Annotated in this window: 13 protein-coding genes; 8 read left to right on the top strand and 5 right to left on the bottom strand. The window is 69.0% G+C overall.

The genetic code is table 11. The features are described 5' to 3' along the window. Nucleotides 1-58 precede the first annotated feature (58 nt). The 3 genes from ASE34_RS06400 to ASE34_RS06390 all read right to left on the bottom strand — a co-directional run bounded on the left by ASE34_RS06400 (nt 59) and on the right by ASE34_RS06390 (nt 5,353). Complete coding sequence (locus tag ASE34_RS06400) at nt 59-1,492, bottom strand: APC family permease (protein WP_082297762.1); 1,434 nt, start codon at nt 1,490-1,492, stop codon at nt 59-61. 157 nt (nt 1,493-1,649) lie between these two features. Next, on the bottom strand, nt 1,650-4,730 hold the full coding sequence (locus ASE34_RS06395; protein WP_056277905.1) for an aminotransferase: 3,081 nt from the start codon (nt 4,728-4,730) through the stop codon (nt 1,650-1,652). After that, entirely contained in the window at nt 4,727-5,353 is a 627-nt protein-coding gene (locus ASE34_RS06390) for a gamma carbonic anhydrase family protein (protein WP_056277903.1), read from the bottom strand. Before ASE34_RS06390 ends, ASE34_RS06395 begins: the two co-directional genes overlap by 4 nt. A gap of 152 nt (nt 5,354-5,505) precedes the next feature. Here ASE34_RS06390 and ASE34_RS06385 point away from each other — a divergent pair, with 152 nt between their 5' ends. Next, entirely contained in the window at nt 5,506-6,387 is an 882-nt protein-coding gene (locus tag ASE34_RS06385) for an SDR family oxidoreductase (protein WP_053095491.1), read from the top strand. 25 nt (nt 6,388-6,412) lie between these two features. Here ASE34_RS06385 and mfd read toward each other — a convergent pair whose 3' ends face one another. Next, nucleotides 6,413-9,991 carry a transcription-repair coupling factor gene (gene mfd, locus ASE34_RS06380; protein ID WP_056277900.1) on the bottom strand — a complete coding sequence of 1,193 codons (3,579 nt, stop codon included), beginning with the start codon at nt 9,989-9,991 and terminating at the stop codon, nt 6,413-6,415. Nucleotides 9,992-10,071: 80 nt separating this feature from the next. On the opposite strand from mfd, the gene ASE34_RS06375 reads away from it, so the two are divergent. The 7 genes from ASE34_RS06375 to ASE34_RS06345 all read left to right on the top strand — a co-directional run bounded on the left by ASE34_RS06375 (nt 10,072) and on the right by ASE34_RS06345 (nt 15,615). Further along, the gene (locus ASE34_RS06375) at nt 10,072-10,635 is read left to right on the top strand and encodes a GNAT family N-acetyltransferase (RefSeq protein ID WP_056277897.1); all 564 of its coding nucleotides are present in this window, start codon (nt 10,072-10,074) and stop codon (nt 10,633-10,635) included. 33 nt (nt 10,636-10,668) lie between these two features. Continuing rightward, the gene (locus tag ASE34_RS06370) at nt 10,669-11,532 is read left to right on the top strand and encodes an Fpg/Nei family DNA glycosylase (protein WP_056277894.1); all 864 of its coding nucleotides are present in this window, start codon (nt 10,669-10,671) and stop codon (nt 11,530-11,532) included. Between the two features lie 271 nt (nt 11,533-11,803). After that, the gene (gene ribD / locus ASE34_RS06365) at nt 11,804-12,838 is read left to right on the top strand and encodes a bifunctional diaminohydroxyphosphoribosylaminopyrimidine deaminase/5-amino-6-(5-phosphoribosylamino)uracil reductase RibD (protein ID WP_056277892.1); all 1,035 of its coding nucleotides are present in this window, start codon (nt 11,804-11,806) and stop codon (nt 12,836-12,838) included. Beyond that, nucleotides 12,838-13,467 (top strand): riboflavin synthase, encoded by a 630-nt coding sequence (locus ASE34_RS06360; protein ID WP_056277889.1) that lies wholly within the window; start codon nt 12,838-12,840, stop codon nt 13,465-13,467. Before ribD ends, ASE34_RS06360 begins: the two co-directional genes overlap by 1 nt. Continuing rightward, nucleotides 13,464-14,732 carry a bifunctional 3,4-dihydroxy-2-butanone-4-phosphate synthase/GTP cyclohydrolase II gene (locus ASE34_RS06355; protein WP_056277886.1) on the top strand — a complete coding sequence of 423 codons (1,269 nt, stop codon included), beginning with the start codon at nt 13,464-13,466 and terminating at the stop codon, nt 14,730-14,732. Before ASE34_RS06360 ends, ASE34_RS06355 begins: the two co-directional genes overlap by 4 nt. Continuing rightward, complete coding sequence (gene ribH / locus ASE34_RS06350) at nt 14,729-15,202, top strand: 6,7-dimethyl-8-ribityllumazine synthase (protein WP_056277883.1); 474 nt, start codon at nt 14,729-14,731, stop codon at nt 15,200-15,202. Before ASE34_RS06355 ends, ribH begins: the two co-directional genes overlap by 4 nt. Before the next feature lie 53 nt (nt 15,203-15,255). After that, nucleotides 15,256-15,615, top strand: a complete 360-nt coding sequence (locus ASE34_RS06345) for a hypothetical protein (protein WP_056277880.1) — start codon at nt 15,256-15,258, stop codon at nt 15,613-15,615. A 16-nt stretch (nt 15,616-15,631) separates the two neighbouring features. On the opposite strand, the gene ASE34_RS06340 is transcribed toward ASE34_RS06345, so the two are convergent. After that, the gene (locus ASE34_RS06340; protein WP_056277877.1) at nt 15,632-16,717 is read right to left on the bottom strand and encodes an ATP-binding protein; all 1,086 of its coding nucleotides are present in this window, start codon (nt 16,715-16,717) and stop codon (nt 15,632-15,634) included. Nucleotides 16,718-16,732: the final 15 nt, after the last annotated feature.

Here is a 16,732-nt window from a genome sequence, read left to right as displayed (position 1 = left end):
ACAAGAGCCGCCTCCCTCCCGGGCAGGCGGCTCTTGCGCGTCTCTACGCCTGAGGTGCTCAGTTCTCGTCGACCGGCACCTTCACGACCTTGTTGAACCCGGTCACCGCCTGGTTCTCATCGAACGCGACCACCTTCTTGCGGAACCCCTTCGTGATCACGGCGAGGTAGATCAGGCCGAGAGCGGTCCAGATGAGTCCCCCTGTCAGGGCGTCGGAGTGCAGGTTCACCCACAGCAGACCCGTGAGGAGCATGCCGATGCCCGGCATCACGATGTACGAGAAGATGTCGCGCGGTGTGTGGCGCCGCCCCTTGCGCACGGCGAACCAGGCGATCACCGAGATGTTGACGAAGGTGAACGCGATCAGGGCGCCGTAGTTGATCCACGCCGCGATCAGCTCGAGGGTGAACGGGATCGCGAGCAGCGAGATCGCGCCGACCAGCACGATGTTGAAGGTGGGCGTGTGGGTGCGCGGGTTGATGTAGCCGAAGGCCTTCTGCGGAAGGACGTTGTTGCGACCCATCACGAGCAGCATCCGCGAGACGGATGCGTGCGAGGCGAGACCCGAGGCGAGCGTGGCGCAGAAGCCGGCGGCGGTCAGCACGGCCATGAGCACGTTGCCCCCGACGAGGTTTCCGATGATCGGCAGCGTCGAATCCTCGACATACTGCATGTCGCCACCGGGTGCGAACTCGTTCCAGTCGGGGAAGCGCAGCTGCGTGACGTACGCGGCGACGAGGAAGATCGCGCCGCCGAGCAGCACGGTCAGCAGGATCGCCTTGGGCATCGTCTTCGGATCCTTCGCCTCCTCGGCGTACATCGTCACGGCGTCGAACCCGATGAACGAGAAGCAGACGATCGTCGCGCCCATGAGCACCGCGCCGATCGTCGCACCGTCGTGGATGAAGGGCGCGGCCGATGCGATCGTGCCCGCTCCTTCGCCGCGCATCAGCTGCGCGACGACCATGACGACGAACACGACCATCACGACGATCGAGAACACGAGCAGGATCATGTTCATGTTCGAGGTGCCGCGCATCGTCATGTAGATGATGCTCGTGACGAGGATGCAGTACAGCACGACCCAGATCCAGCCGGGGATGTCGGGGAAGAGCGCTTCGAGGTAGCTGCGGATGATGAGGCAGTTGACCATCGGGAGCAGCACATAGTCGATGAGCGAGGTCCAGCCGACCATGAACCCGAGGTTCGGGTGGATCGACTCGCGGACGTACGTGTACGCAGACCCGGCGCTCGGGATGGCGCGGGAGATCTTGCCGTAGCTGATGGCGGTGAACACCATCACGACGAGGGCGACGAGGTAGGCCGCGGGGACGACGTTGTCGGTGTCGCGAGCCACCATGCCGAACGTGTCGAAGACGACGGTCGGTGTCATGTAGCCGAGTCCGAGACCGACGATCGCCCAGAGGCCGAGATTGCGGCGGAGGGTTCCTCCGCCCTGCGCGAGCGGCTTCGTCTTGATGGGCGTGACCATGAGTACTCCTTCGGGAACAGCGCATGGGCCGGACTTCGGGCGGTCCGACACTGACGCTCAGTATGTACCCCGGAGATTCGTCAGCGGAAGAGCGGATCTGATTCGAAATACGCATTTAACATGCCGAGAACCGACTCGATTCGAAGACCCCGCTCGATCACCAGCCCTCGGTGAGCACGCGGTCGAGCATCGCGACGACATGGTCGGCGCTCTCGACCGACAGACAGAGCGGGGGTTTGATCTTCAGCACGTTCGAGCGCTCCGAGGTGGTGAGCACGATCACGCCGAGCTCGCGAAGCCTCTCGCAGATCGCGGCCGCCTCGGCCGCCGCCGGGTGCAGGGTCTCGGGGTCGCGCACGAGCTCGACCCCGAGATACAGCCCCTGCCCGTGCACGGGCCCGACGATCGGATGCCGTTGCGCGAGTGCACGGAGCGACTCCGCCAGATGCCGACCGACGTCGAGCGCGTTGCGTTGCAGGTCGTCCTCGACCATGGCATCGAGGACTGCGAGGCCGACGCTGCTGCTGAGCGTGCTGCCACCGCCCGAGGAGAAGAACTGGCCCTGCTCGCTCAGCGCGTCGGCGATCCTCTTCGAAGTGATCACGCCGCCGATCGGGAAGCCGTTGCCCATCGGCTTCGCGATCGTGACGATGTCGGGGATCACTCCGGACTGCTCGAATCCCCAGAACGTGGATCCCATGCGCCCGAAGCCCACCTGCACCTCGTCGGCGATGCACAGGCCACCGTGTGAACGCACGAGGTCGTACGCTCCGGTCAGATATCCGTCGGGGAGGACCACCCCGCCCGCGTTGCCGAGCACGGACTCGCACACGAACCCGGCCGGATCCCGGCCCTCGACGCTGAGCCGGTCGAGGTCGGCGGCGAGGTCGGCGAGGTACCTGTCCGCCGAGTCCTGGCCGCGGTGCGTGCCGCGGAACGAGTTGGGCACATCGGCGACGTGCACCCAGTCGGGACGCGTCGCGAGCGCATCAGGATTGTCATAGGCGCTGGTGGTGACCGCATCGCTCGCCATCGTCCACCCGTGATAGGCCTCTCGCAGCGCGACGACGGTTCGTCGGCCGGTGGCCGCCTGCGCGAGACGGATGCCGAGGTCCACCGCCTCCGATCCGCTGTTCACGAGCAGTACGGTGTCGAGGCCGCTCCCCTCGGGCATCAGCGCGATGAGTCGCTCGCTGTACTCGGCGAGGCCGCGGAACAGGAACCTGGAGTTCGTGGCGAGAGTCTTCAGCTGGCGGTTCGCCGCCGCCGCGACTCGCGGGTGCCCGTGGCCGAGCCCGGCGACGTTGTTCACCATGTCGATGTAGCTGCGACCGGTCGTGTCGACGAGGTGGTGCCGCCAGCCTCGCTCGATCTGCGGCGGGTGCTCGTAATAGCGCTCCTGTGCGGCCGCGAAGATGCGCTCGCGGCGCTCGAGCTCCTGACCGGCCTCGTCGCGCTGCGCGGCGGACCGGAGGCCCAGCAGCGGAGCGGGGTCCGCGGTGAAGCGACGCCAGGCCGCGACGCGTTCCGGGGTGACGAGCCGCGCGGCGATCGGCGGATTCGGCAGCGGGGAGCGGAGCGGCGGAGCATCCCCTCGCGTCAGCCCGATGACCATCGTGCGGTTCTCGAAGGATGCGGCGAGCCTGCCGATGCTCTCGCCCCTCTCGACTCTCCCGCTGCGATTCGGCTCGATGTCGGTGCCACGGAGCGCGAGCCTCCACCCGCCGTCGAGCTCGATGCGCACCCCGTCGTCGGTGATCTTCAGCTCCCCCGCGGTCGGTGCGACCAGTCGCGACGACGGACCGGGGGCGACATGCACCTCCGTCTCCACCGGCCAGGTGGCGGCTGCGCTCACGGCGTCGACGGTCGTCCGGGTGAGCCGGAAGACGCCGTAGGGAACCACGGCAGCGCGAGCACCCGCCGCGTGGGCCTCGGCCACGAGAATCGCCTCGGCATCCGGATGCGACCAGCGCCCTGCATCGAGCCCCTCGGCTTCGATGCCCGGATCGACCAGGAGGACTCGGCCGTCGAGATCGGGAAGCAGCATCGACAGTTCCCGGCGGGAAGCGTCGGGTACGTCGGGAGCGTCAGGCACGTCGGGAGCGTCCCCCGGAATCTCGGCATCCGGAATCTCAGCATCCGGAGCCCCCGCATCCGGAGTCCCCGCATCAGGAGTCTCATCCGAAGTCCCAGCATCCGACATCTCGAACTCCGGAGACGCGAACCCGAGCCGCGCGAGCACGTGCTCGGACATCTCGGCGAGCGGAACGGCGGTCGCCGCGTCGAAGATGGCCTGCTCCCCCTCGATCCTCTCGCGGGCGTAGTCGTTGTCCCCGTCGATCGCGAGCTGACGCCAGCCGCTCGCGACGAGCAGCGCTGCTCTCAGCACGACGAGGGGCCACACCGCGACCGCCTCGTCGCGAGTGAGCGGGGCATCGGCGTGGAACGCCGCGACGGTGTCGAGTGCGCGAAGCGGGCGCTCCGGCTCATGGTGCAGCATCGACGAGACGCAGACAGTCAGTTCCGCGACGCGCCAACCGAGACCCAGGTCTCCCAGATCGAGCACCGTGTGCGGGTGCAGCCGCGAGTCGGCACCGCGCATTCCGGTGACGTTGTCGTCGGTCAGGTCGCCGTGGATCGGCTGCACAGGCAGGCCGGCAGCGACGGTCGAGACAGCGGCGTGAGCCTCATCGGCTGCCGTGCGCACGCGCACGCGCAGTTCGGCCTCGGTCACTGCCGGGGCCAGCGCGATGATCTGCTCGTACGCGACGCGCATGTCCCACATCTGCTCACGGTCGAGCCCCGGATGCACGAGACCTGCGAGCGCGTTCACGGATGCCGCAGCCAGCGTGCCGAACTCCCTCAGCACGACGGGAGCGAGATAGCCCGCGTCGACCATCGGCTCGCCCTCGGCGAACTCGCTGCGCCGCACCGCAAATCCTCGCCAGCGCTGGGTGAGCTCACCGTCGAGCCCGGGGAGCACGGTGGGAACACGAACGCCGGCTGCGCGGTAGGCGTCGAGCGCCGCATGCTGCGCGGCTCTCGCGTCGTCGCCGAACACCGGGTTGTCGACGCGCAGCACGCTGCGTGATCCGTCCGGCTCGATCAGGACGAAGTTCCGGTCCTGGTTGCTACCGAGCTCGCTCGCCTGGGCGTCGACCCCGTAGCAGTCGCGAGCGATCAGCGCGGCGTCCTCCGCGCTGATGTCCGGTCGGACGAGCCCTGCCCCGTCACTCACCCTCGGCCCGCCGCGTGGCCGTGGGCATCGAGACGCACGTCGTCGGCATGCCGGGCCAGGGAACTGCCGTACCGCTCGGTCAGCTGAACCATCAGGTCGGGGGTGTCGCGGTCCACGCCGAAGACGTGCCCCGGGAAGTCGAGCTCGGGCTGGGCCGCGGAGATCTCCTCCTCGCGGTCGGGAGAGAGGAGCTGGACGGGATCCCCGACCGCGACCCAGCCGATCGGCACGACGGTGCCGGACGGCAGCACCGCCCGCCGGTGCACGATGGCGTTCACGCGCACCTCGCACCGGTCCCCGACCAGCGCGCCGTTGAAGATCCGGGCGCCCGACGCGAGGAAGACCTCTTCGCCGACGGTCGCACCCGCGATGCTCGCGAGGGTTCCGACGAGCGTGTGCGAGCCGATGTGCACGGCGTTCGCGGCCGTCGCCCTGATGAGCGCGTTCTCCATCACGATCACGTGCTCGCCGAGCGTGATGGGCCCGCCCTCGGCGGTGATCACGGCGCCGTGCAGCACTTGGCAGTCCGGTCCGATCGTCACGTCTCCGGAGATCACGGCGGTGGGAGCGACGACGGCGGTGTCATGGATCCGGGGCCGAGCCCCGAGGTGCTCGTACAACATGACGCCAGCGTAGTGGTGCAGCGCACGGGACGAGAAGGCCGACGGCGGCGTCCTGCTACGCTGACGCCCATGCAATGCAGGTGACTCGATCTCTCCCCCGCCTCCGGCCGCCCCTCGGCATGCCGCGGCATCCTCGATCGAAAGGCATCCTCATGCACTCCGCCGACCTTCCCCTGCTCGGACGCACCGCGCTCGTGACCGGCGTCTCGCGCAGGCGCGGCATCGGATTCGCGACCGCCACGACGCTCGCCTCCCTCGGCGCGAACGTGTTCGTCCACCACTTCCGCCCGCATGATCTCGACCACCCCTGGGGCGGCGACGATCTCGACGCCGTCCGCACCGGCATCCGGGACTCGCTCGCATCCGGAGCGGTGATGGGCGACGCCGAGGCGGATCTCCGTGACCCCGACAGCATCGAACCGCTGCTCGATGCGGCGTCCTCGCTGTCAGGACGGCTCGACATCGTCGTCTGCAATCAGGCGATGAGCGGAGGCGACGGGACGATCTTCGACATGACCGCCGACCGGCTGGACGCGCACTGGCAGGCGAACGCGCGCGCATCGCTGCTGCTCACCGCGGGCCTGGCGCGTCGAGTCCGGGTCGAGCTCGGCGGCGCGGACACCCCCGTCGCCCGCCCGGGCGACAGCATCCCCTCACTCGGCCCGTTCGAGAAGCCGACGGCGCACGTCATCTGGATGACCTCCGGTCAGGGCCACGGAGCGATGCGCGGAGAGATCTCCTATGCGACGAGCAAGGCCGCGCTCGCGGGCATCACGCGGTCGACGGCGGCGGAGCTGCTCGACGTCGGGATCGTGCTGAACACCGTCAACCCGGGCCCCGTGAACACGGGCTACCTCGATGCGGACACCACGGATCGCGATCTCTCCGGCGTCGACGAATGGATCGCCGGCACGCCGTTCGGCCGAGTCGGTCGACCGGACGACCCGGCGCGGCTGATCGGCTGGCTGTGCACCGACGCCGGCTCCTGGGTGGTGGGTCAGGTGCTGACCACGGACGGCGGGTTCTCGCTGTGACGCACGCGAGGTCGCTGCGCCGCGCCTAGGCGTCGACGGTCTTCTCGGCCGAGACGGGCTCGGGGAAGATCGCGGTGAACAGCTGCCCGACCCACTCGAGCAGCTCGGCCGCCTGCAGCGGTTCGAGGCCGACTCCCACGGCGGCCGGCACGGTGGGCATGGGCACCACGAGGGCCTCACCCCCGGCGACCAGCTTCGCCTTGGGATACAGCCGCTGCAGACGCACCTTGATCGAGTCCTCGAGCCGCGCCGGCGCGATGCGCAGGTTCGATCCCATGACCACCACGTCGGAGAGTCCTGCTCTGGCCGCACGCCGACGCAGACGTGCGACGGCGATCAGACCCTCGACCTCGTCGGGCGGGGTGCCGTAGCGGTCGGTGAGCTCGTCGATGACGAGGTCGATCGCGTCGTCCTTCGCCGTGGCCGCCGAGGCGGCGGAGAGCTTCTGGTAAGCCTCGAGACGGAGTCGCTCGCTGTCGATGTAGTGCTCGGGAATACGCGCGTCCAGAGGCAGCTCGAGTCGCAGCTCCTGTCCCGACTCGACATCCTCGCCCCGGAACGTCGCGACGGCCTCGCCGATCATCCGAAGATAGAGATCGAATCCGACGCCGGCGATATGCCCGGCCTGCTCGCCGCCGAGCAGGTTGCCCGCACCGCGCAGTTCGAGGTCCTTGAGCGCGACCTGCATGCCGGAGCCGAGGTCGTTGTTCACGGCGATCGTCTGGAGTCGGTCAGCCGCCGTCTCGCTCAGCGGCTTCATCTCGTCGTAGAGGAAGTAGGCGTACGCACGCTCGCGACCTCGCCCGACACGTCCGCGCAGCTGATGCAGCTGGCTGAGTCCGTACTTGTCGGCGCGGTCGATGATGATCGTGTTCGCGTTCGAGATGTCGAGGCCGGTCTCGATGATCGTCGTCGACACAAGCACATCGAACTTGCGCTCCCAGAAGTCGTCGACGACCTGCTCGAGCGCGTGCTCGCCCATCTGACCGTGTGCGACCGCGATGCGCGCCTCGGGCACGAGCTCGGCGAGCTGCGCCGCGACCCGCTGGATCGACTGCACACGGTTGTGCACGAAGAACACCTGTCCCTCGCGCAGGATCTCGCGCCGGATCGCCGCCGCGATCTGTTTGTCGCTGCGGGGGCCGACGAACGAGAGGATCGGATGCCGGTCCTCCGGCGGGGTGGCGAGCGTCGACATCTCGCGGATGCCGGTGACCGCCATCTCGAGCGTGCGCGGGATCGGCGTCGCACTCATCGCGAGGATGTCGACGTTGGTCTTCATCTTCTTGAGGGTGTCCTTGTGCTCGACGCCGAAGCGCTGCTCCTCGTCGATGATCATCAGACCGAGGTCCTTGAACATGACCTGGTCGGTGAGGATGCGATGCGTGCCGATCACCATGTCGACCGTGCCGTCGAGCAGGCCGTCGAGCGTGAGACGAGCCTCCTTGTCGGTCTGGAAGCGGGACAGCGGCCGCACCTTGACCGGGAATCCGGCGAAGCGCTCGGTGAAGGTCTCGAGATGCTGCTTCACGAGAAGCGTGGTCGGCACCAGCATCGCGACCTGTTTGCCGTCCTGGATCGCCTTGAACGCCGCACGCACGGCGACCTCGGTCTTGCCGAACCCGACATCGCCCGAGAGCAGGCGGTCCATCGGGATCGGCCGCTCCATGTCGGCCTTGATCTCGTCGATGGTCTGCAGCTGATCGAGGGTCTCCGCGAACGGGAACGCCTCTTCGAGCTCGCGCTGCCAGGGCGTGTCCGGACCGAAGGCATGCCCCTTGGCGCTCATCCGCGCCGAATACAGCTTGACGAGCTCGACGGCGATGTCGCGCACGGCCTTGCGCGCCTTGCCCTTCGCCTGCGACCAGTCGCTGCCGCCCATCTTCGAGAGCGTGGGGCCCTCGCCGCCGACGTACTTCGAGAGCAGGTCGAGCTGGTCGGTCGGCACGTAGAGCTTGTCGCCCGGGTAGCCGCGCTTCGACGGCGCGTACTCGAGCACGAGGTAGTCGCGCACCGACTTGGTCGCATTGCGGCCCCCCGTGGAGACCTCGCGCTGCGTCATCTCGACGAAGCGGCCGATGCCGTGGGTGTTGTGCACGACGAAGTCGCCCTGTTTGAGCTGCAACGGGTCGACGACGTTCTTGCGACGCGAGGCGAGCTTCTTGACGACCCGCTGGTCGCCGCCGATGGTGCGGCCGTAGAACTCGTTGTCGGTGAGGACGGCGAGCTTCGCCTCGCCGATCTGGAAGCCGGCCTCGACGGATCCTGTGACGAGCGTCGCGACGCCGGTGTCGGGCGCCTCGATGAGCTCGGAGACGATGCGCGCGGCGATGCCGCGGTCGGAGAGCACGTCGCGGGCGCGGTCGACGAGTCCGGCACCGGCGGCGATGACCACCACGCGCCACCCCTCGGCCACCTTGGCGTCGACGAACGAGATCGCGCCGTCGACGTTGCCGTGGAACGACGGGATGACCTGGGCGTCGATGGTCTCGGCGTCCTCGCCACCCATCGCGAACGGGCTCAGCCGCCACCACACGCCGCCACGGTCGCGGACGACCTCGCGCAGTCGGGCGATGGTGAGGAAGTCGCCGGCGCCGAGGTCGATGGGAGCCGATGCGCCGGACGTCGCCGCACTCCAGGCCGCATCGAGGAACTCGCGGTTCGTCTCGCCCAGCGTGATGGCCCGCGCGCTGGAGCGCTCGGGATCGACGACCGCGGTCGCGCTGCCCTCGGGCAGATACTCGGCCAGGGACTTGAGCGGACCGGACACCGCCGGGAGCAGCGACTCCATTCCCTCGACCGGAATGCCCTCTGCCATCTTCTCGAGCATGCCGGCGATCGCCGGGAAGCCGCCGATCAGCGCCCGCGCACGATCGCGCACATCGGGGGTCAGCAGCAGCTCGCGGCTCGGAGGCAGATCGACGCCGTCGACGTCGCCCGGAAGCGAGCGCTGGTCGGCGACGGAGAACGCGCGGATCTGGTCGACCTCATCGCCGAAGAACTCGACGCGGAAGGGGTGTTCCGAGATCGCGGGGAAGACGTCGAGGATGCCGCCGCGCACGGCGAACTCGCCGCGACGCGACACCATGTCGACGCGCGAGTAGGCGCGCTCGACCAGCTGCTCGACGACGCGGTCGAGCTCATGACCGCGCGTGCCGGCGCGCAGCTCGAGCGGAGCGATCTCGCCGAGGTTGCCGGCGATGGGCTGGAGCGCTGCTCGCACCGAGGCGACGACGACGAGGGGGTGATCACCCGACCACTCGGCGACGCGACGGAGGGTCTGCAGTCGCTGACCGACGGTGTCGGGGCTGGGACTCAGTCGCTCATGCGGCAGTGTCTCCCACGCGGGGAAGGTCACGACCTCGGCGTCGGGGATGTAGGCGCCGAGCGCCGCGGCGAGGCTCTCGGCGCGCCTCCCCGTGGGGACGACGGTCAGCAGCGCTGCGGGATGACCCGCGGCGCGGCGCTTCTCGAGCAGGCCGGCGAGCGCCGGCGCGTCGAGGCCGTCGACGAGGCCGAGATCGGCATCGGTCTGCGCCCAGCCGAGGGCGTCACGAAAAAGAGACGCCTCTTCCAAGGCGCGCAGAATCCCCGGAACAGTCACCGGACAAGCCTAGTCGCGGCCGCCGACACCGGGACCGGGAGCCGCGCGCACACGCGTTCTCCGACCCGTAGGATTCCGGGATGGAACCGGTCACCCTCACCACGGACCGCCTCACGCTGCATGTGCCGGACGAGTCGGACATCGACGCGATCGTCGCAGCCTGCCAGGATCCGGAGATCCCGCGGTGGACGACCGTGCCGAGCCCCTACACGCGAGAGCACGCCGCGGACTATGTGCGCCTGATCGGCGAGTGGTGGGCCGACGGGAGCCAGACGATCTGGTGCGCGTATCGCGACGAGGAGCTCGTCGCCTCGATCGGGTTGCACCACATCACGCCGCACCACACCGGCGGGCACGCGGAGCTCGGATACTGGGTCACCTCTGCCGCGCGCGGCAACGGCTACCTCGTCGAGGCCGCGCGCGCCGTCGTCGACTGGGGCTTCGACGAGCTCGGTCTCGCACGGCTGGGCTGGCGGGCGGTCGCGGGCAACATCCCGTCGGCACGATCGGCGAGGGCGCTCGGGTTCCGCTACGAGGGATTCGCACGCCAGGCGCTCACGAGCGAGCGCGGCCGCGACGACGGGTGGTTCGGCGGACTCCTCGCGTCCGACGACCGCACACCGGTCGACTGGCCGGTGCTCTAGTCGCGTGTCCGACCCCGATGGCAGGATGAACGCATGCCGGAGATGCCGGAAGTACAGGGCCTGACCACATTCCTCACCCAGCGCGCGGTGGGGCGGACGATCGTGCGAACCAGCGTGGGCGCGATCGCCGCGCTCAAGACATACGACCCGCCGAACTCCGCACTGCACGGTCAGCAGATCACTGCGGCCTCCCGACGGGGAAAGTTCGTCGTGCTCTCGTGCGGCGACGACCTGCATCTCGTCTTCCACCTGGCCAAGGCGGGCTGGCTGCGCTGGTACGAGACGCTGCCCACGACGCCGATCAAACCCGGCAAGTCACCCATCGCCGTCCGTGTCGGCCTCGACGACGAGAGCGGATTCGACCTCACCGAGGCCGGCACCAAGAAGTCGCTCGCTGTGTATGTCGTGCGCGACCCGCAGGACGTCCCGGGGATCGCCCGGCTCGGGCCCGACCCTCTCGACGAGTCGTTCACCCGGGAGGTCTTCGGCGGTCTGCTCCAGGGGCGGCGCACGCAGATCAAGGGCTTGCTCCGCGATCAGGGCGTGATCGCCGGAATCGGGAATGCCTACTCCGACGAGATCCTGCACGCCGCGCGGATGTCGCCGTACGCGATCGCCGACAAGCTCGACGACGACGAGGTCGATCGCCTGTATGCCGCCATGCAGACGACTCTCGCGGATGCGGTCGCCGAGGCCTCGGGCAAGCCGCCGGCCGACCTCAAAGACGCCAAGCGCCGTGGGATGCAGGTGCATGCCCGTCGTGGCGAGGCCTGCCCCGTGTGCGGCGACACGGTGCGCAGCGTCTTCTTCGCAGATCGCTCGATGGAGTACTGCCCCACGTGCCAGACCGGTGGCAAACCGCTCGCCGATCGCCGGTTGTCACGGCTGCTCAAGTAGCACTTCGACGCGGAATGAAATGCATCCGGATGTGTTGAGTACACTCAGAGCATCAACGTGCTCCGGGGTCGGTGAGAATCCGAACCGGCGGTGACAGTCCGCGAGCGTCTCGGTTCTCCGAGATGCCGATCCGGTGGAATTCCGGGACCGACGGTGGTGCGAGGCCCAGCCTCGCTAGTCCGGAAGGGAGGCAGCACGGTGCGCCGCCGCGCGCGCGTACTGCCGACGTCTCCCTCGAGGAGATCCCCCGGAGCCTCAGAGAGGACCACGGATGGCAGTGAACGAGGCGGAACGCCGGGCGATGACCCGTGCGCTCGAGCTCGCGACGCTCGGCCCTCGCGGAGTGAACCCGCAGGTCGGCGCCGTCATCCTCTCCCCCGACGGCGAGATCATCGCCGAAGGCTGGCACCATGGCGCCGGCACCCCGCATGCCGAGGTCGACGCCCTCTCGAAGCTCGCACCGGGAGCCGCGCACGGCGCGACGGCCGTGGTGACTCTCGAACCCTGCAATCACACCGGGCGTACCGGTCCCTGCGCGCTCGCGCTCATCGATGCCGGTGTCTCGCGGGTCGTCTACGCGCTCGACGACCCCGGTGCCGTGTCGGGCGGCGGCGCCGATCGCCTGCGTTCGGCGGGTGTGAGCGTCGATGCCGGCGAACAGGCAGGAATCGCGCACTCGATCATCGACGGCTGGCTCACCGCGCAGCGCCTCGGCCGCCCGCACGTCACCGTAAAATGGGCGCAGTCGCTCGACGGTCGCGCCGCGGCATCCGACGGCTCGAGCCAGTGGATCACCGGGCCGCAGGCCCGAGCCGACGTGCATCGGCGTCGTGCCGCAGCAGATGCGATCGCCGTCGGAACCGGCACCGTGCTCTCCGATGACCCTTCTCTCACCGCTCGCGACGGCGATGTGCTGTTCGAGAACCAGCCGGTGCCGGTCGTCATCGGCTCGCGGCCCACGCCCGACGATGCCGCGATCCGGCGGCACCCGCAGACGCCGCTCTTCTACGACACCCGCGATCTGCACTCGGTTCTCGCAGACCTGCACTCCCGCGGAGTCCAGAGCGTGTTCGTCGAAGGCGGTCCGACGCTGGCGAGCGCCTTCATCGCCGCAGGTCTCGCCGACCGGGTTCTCGCCTACATCGCCCCGGTGCTGCTCGGCGGCGACCGTCTGGCACTCACCGACATCGGCGTCGGCTCGATCGACGCCGCCCGCCGTCTGACGATCGACGAATGGCTGCCCCTCGGAGCAGATCTTCTCGCGATCGCCTCCCCCGCGAATCATCTGGAAGAAGGAGCCCCCTGATGTTCACCGGAATCATCGAGGAGATCGGCGAGATCACTGCGATCGCACCCGCCGGAGACGGGTGGCGTCTGACCGTGCGCGCTGCGAAGGCCGCATCGGACGCGATCCACGGCGAATCGATCGCAGTGTCGGGCGTGTGCCTCACCGTCGTCGGCTCGACCGCCGACACCTTCGACGCGGATGTGATGAAGCAGACCCTCGACGTCGCAGCCCTCGGCGGAGCATCCGTCGGCACCCGGGTGAACATCGAGAAGGCGATGCCGGTCGGGGCGCGCCTCGGCGGCCACATCGTGCAGGGTCACGTCGACGGCGTCGGCAGCATCGTCGAGGTGCGACCGGGAGAGCAGTGGAGCGTGCTGCGCGTCTCACTGCCCGACGATCTCGCCCCGCTCGTCGTAGACAAGGGATCCATCTCCGTCGACGGCACCTCGCTCACCGTGAGCGCAGTCAGCGAGGCCGGTGCGACCGAGCACTGGTTCGAGGTGTCGCTGATCCCTGAGACCCTCGCCGCCACCACCCTCGGCTCTCGCACGGTCGGAGACCGCGTGAACCTCGAGACCGACATCCTCGCCCGCCATGTCGAACGCCTTCTGGCGTTCCGGGCAGCACCGGAAGGAGGCTCGCTGTGAGCCTTTCCACCATCCCCGAGGCCCTCAAGGCCCTGCGCGCCGGGCGCCCCGTGCTCGTCGCGGACGACGAGAACCGCGAGAACGAGGGCGACGTCATCCTCTCGGCCGAGCTCGCGACGCCCGAGTGGGTGGCCTGGACGGTTCGCTGGTCGTCGGGATTCATCTGCGCGCCGATGCCGACCGATCTCGCCGACAACCTCAACCTGCAGCCGATGGTCGCCGCCTCCGAAGACGCGCGCTCGACCGCGTACACCGTGAGCGTCGACGCCGCAGAGGGCGTGACCACCGGGATCAGCGCACACGACCGCGCGCACACGCTGAACGTGCTGGCGAACCCCGCGTCGACCGCGACGAGCATCATCCGCCCCGGTCACGTCCTGCCCCTGCGGGCGGTCGACGGCGGTGTGCGCGAGCGCAGCGGTCACACCGAAGCCGCGGTCGATCTGATGAAGCTCGCGGGGCTCCGCCCGGTCGGCGCGATCGCCGAGGTCGTCGCCGAGGACGGCAGCATGATGCGTCTTCCCGGCCTGCTCGAGCTCGGGCAGCGCGACGGCGTGCCCGTCATCACCATCGAGCAGCTCATCGCCCACCTCAATGAGATCGACCCCACCGGCTGGGCTCCCGAACGCGCCAGCCGCAGAGTGAGCCTCAGGGCCGACGCGACCGTGCCGACGACGCACGGCACCTTCCGCTTCCTCGCCTACAAGGACCGGGTCACCGGCACCGACCACATCGCCGTCGTCTCGGGCGAACCGGGTGAGACCGCCCTCGTGCGGGTGCACTCGGAGTGCTTGACCGGCGAGGCCTTCGGGTCGCTGAAGTGCGAGTGCGGCCCGCAGCTCGATGCGGCACTCGACGCGATCGAGCAGGACGGCGGCATCGTCATCTACATGCGCGGCCACGAGGGTCGGGGCATCGGTCTCATCAACAAGCTCCGCGCCTACAGCCTGCAGGAGGAGGGCCTCGACACGGTCGATGCCAACCTCGCACTCGGGCTTCCCGCCGATGCCCGCGACTATGCGGCCGCCGCCGGCATCCTCGCCGACCTCGGGGTGTCGAAGGTGCGCCTGCTGACGAACAACACCGACAAGGTGAACCAGCTGCGCGGCCTCGGACTCGACGTGGTCGAGCAGGTGCCGCTGATCGTCGGAGTCGGCCCGAACAACCACCAGTACCTCGAGACCAAGCGTGACCGCATGGGTCACATCATCGGAGAGGCAGAGCTCGCTGAGGCTCTCGCCGAAGGAAAGAAGGACGACGCATGAGCGGCGCAGGAGCACCCCAGACGGAGAAGATCGACGGACGCGGACTCGATGTCGTCATCGTCGCAGGCACGTGGCACGAGACCATCTCGAACGGCCTGATCGCCGGCGCCGAGCGCGTGCTGAACGAGGCCGGCGCCACGCACCGCCTCGTGCGCGTGCCCGGGTCGTTCGAACTCGCGCTCGCGGCGCAGGCCGCCTTCGCCGGCGGCGCGGACGCGGTGATCGCACTCGGCGTGATCATCCGCGGCGGCACCCCCCACTTCGAGTACGTCTCGGCGGCCACGACCGACGGGCTGACGAGGGTCGCACTCGACGCGGGCAAGCCGGTCGGCTTCGGCGTCCTCACCCTCGACGACGAGAAGCAGGGCCTCGATCGTGCCGGACTCGAGGGATCGAAGGAAGACAAGGGTGCGGAGGCTGCGGATGCCGCGCTGCGCACCGCGCTCGTCACGCGCGCGCTGCGCGGCTGAGGTCAGCCTGCCCTTGCTGGCGTGCGCACCCCGCGTGCTCATAGCGTGAGGGCATGGAGACTCTGCGTCACGTCGTTCTGTTCGTCCACCTGATCGGCTTCGCCGTGCTCTTCGGCGCCTGGGCGGTGCAGGCCTTCGGCGGCAAGCGCGAGTTCACCCGTCTGATGAGCATCGGCATGACGATCGCCGCGATCGCAGGCCTCGCACTCGCCGCACCGTGGGGTCTCCCCGAGGGCGTCGAGATGAACTACGCCAAGATCGGCACGAAGCTCGTCGTGCTCCTGGTGATCGGCGCGCTCCTCGGCATCGGCACCTCGAAGCAGCGCAAGTCCGGCTCCGTGCCCGTCGCGATGTTCTGGCTCGTCGGCATCCTGACGGCGCTCAACGCAGGCATCGCGACCATCTGGCGCTGAGCCGCGCATCACTCGGTCACGAGCGCAGCGGCACCCGCACGTCGGCTCCGGCCTCCTCGGTCAGCCGTTCGCCCATCTGTGCGAACGTCGGCTGGGCGATGAACCCTCCCGCGAACAGCGCCTGCCCCTGGGCGAATCCCTGGGCCCGGCGGATGTCGTCCTCCCCGACGAAGCCGAACACGTCGGCCAGCTCGGCGATGTCCCGCGGGGCGTTCACGCGCATCAGGCCGAGGTTGTCGCACTGCGAGAGCACGTTGGGGTGGATCTTGGTCGGGCGCTGCGTCGACAGGAGGAGCCAGAGTCCGAACTTGCGTCCCTCCGCAGCGATCTGCACGAGCCTCTCGGTGAGAGCCCTCTCGACGGCGGTGCGCGGCTCGGGCGAGCAGAGGTTGTGCGCCTCGTCGATCACGATGAGAAGGGGGCGACGGCTCTCTCGCTGCGTCCAGAGGGACTCGAGCACCGCGAGGGCCGCGACCTTCGGTTCGGCGGGATGATCGAATCCTCCGAGATCCAGGACGGTCACCCGCGGCCGCTCATCGACCACGTCGACGACAGATCCCGCGCCTCGCGACCACAGATCCCACTCGAGCACCTGCAGGTTCTCCATCCGATTCGCGAGCCTGATATGCGCGGGATCACCCGTCGCGCGGAACCCCCTGAGCATCTCGTCGGCGTCGAAGTCCGTGGTGCTCACCGACCAGTGCAGCAGCGCGTTGTACTCTTCGGCGTCGGCGATCGGATCGATCTGCAGCACGGCGGCCTTCGCGGCGGGAGACAGATCGACATACCGGGCATGAACCCTGTCACCCTCCCCGTGGCCCGACCGGAACACGCGGATGTCGGTCTGCGCGATGGCGGCCGCATGCTCGGTCGACGCGCCCGCTCTCGTCTCCGCCAGCCTGACGAAGTCGGCGTTCGGATCGAGGATGAGCATCGGCAGCTCGGTGCGCAGCAGGAGCTGCTCGAGGACGACGCCGAGCGCATAGGTCTTGCCACTGCCGCTCTGCCCGCACCAGAACGTGTGCCTGTTGAAGCGACGTGCATCCAGCTGCACGGTTGCGTCCGCATCGTCCGTCATCGTGCCGATGGTCAGTTCGGTCATGCCCTGCCTCCAGCC

Origin of the sequence: Microbacterium sp. Root280D1, assembly GCF_001428975.1 — a bacterium.
In the GTDB taxonomy this organism is placed as follows: Bacteria; Actinomycetota; Actinomycetes; order Actinomycetales; family Microbacteriaceae; genus Microbacterium.
Note: the sequence above shows the minus strand (reverse complement) of the source record. Positions and strands in the feature narration are given on the sequence as shown.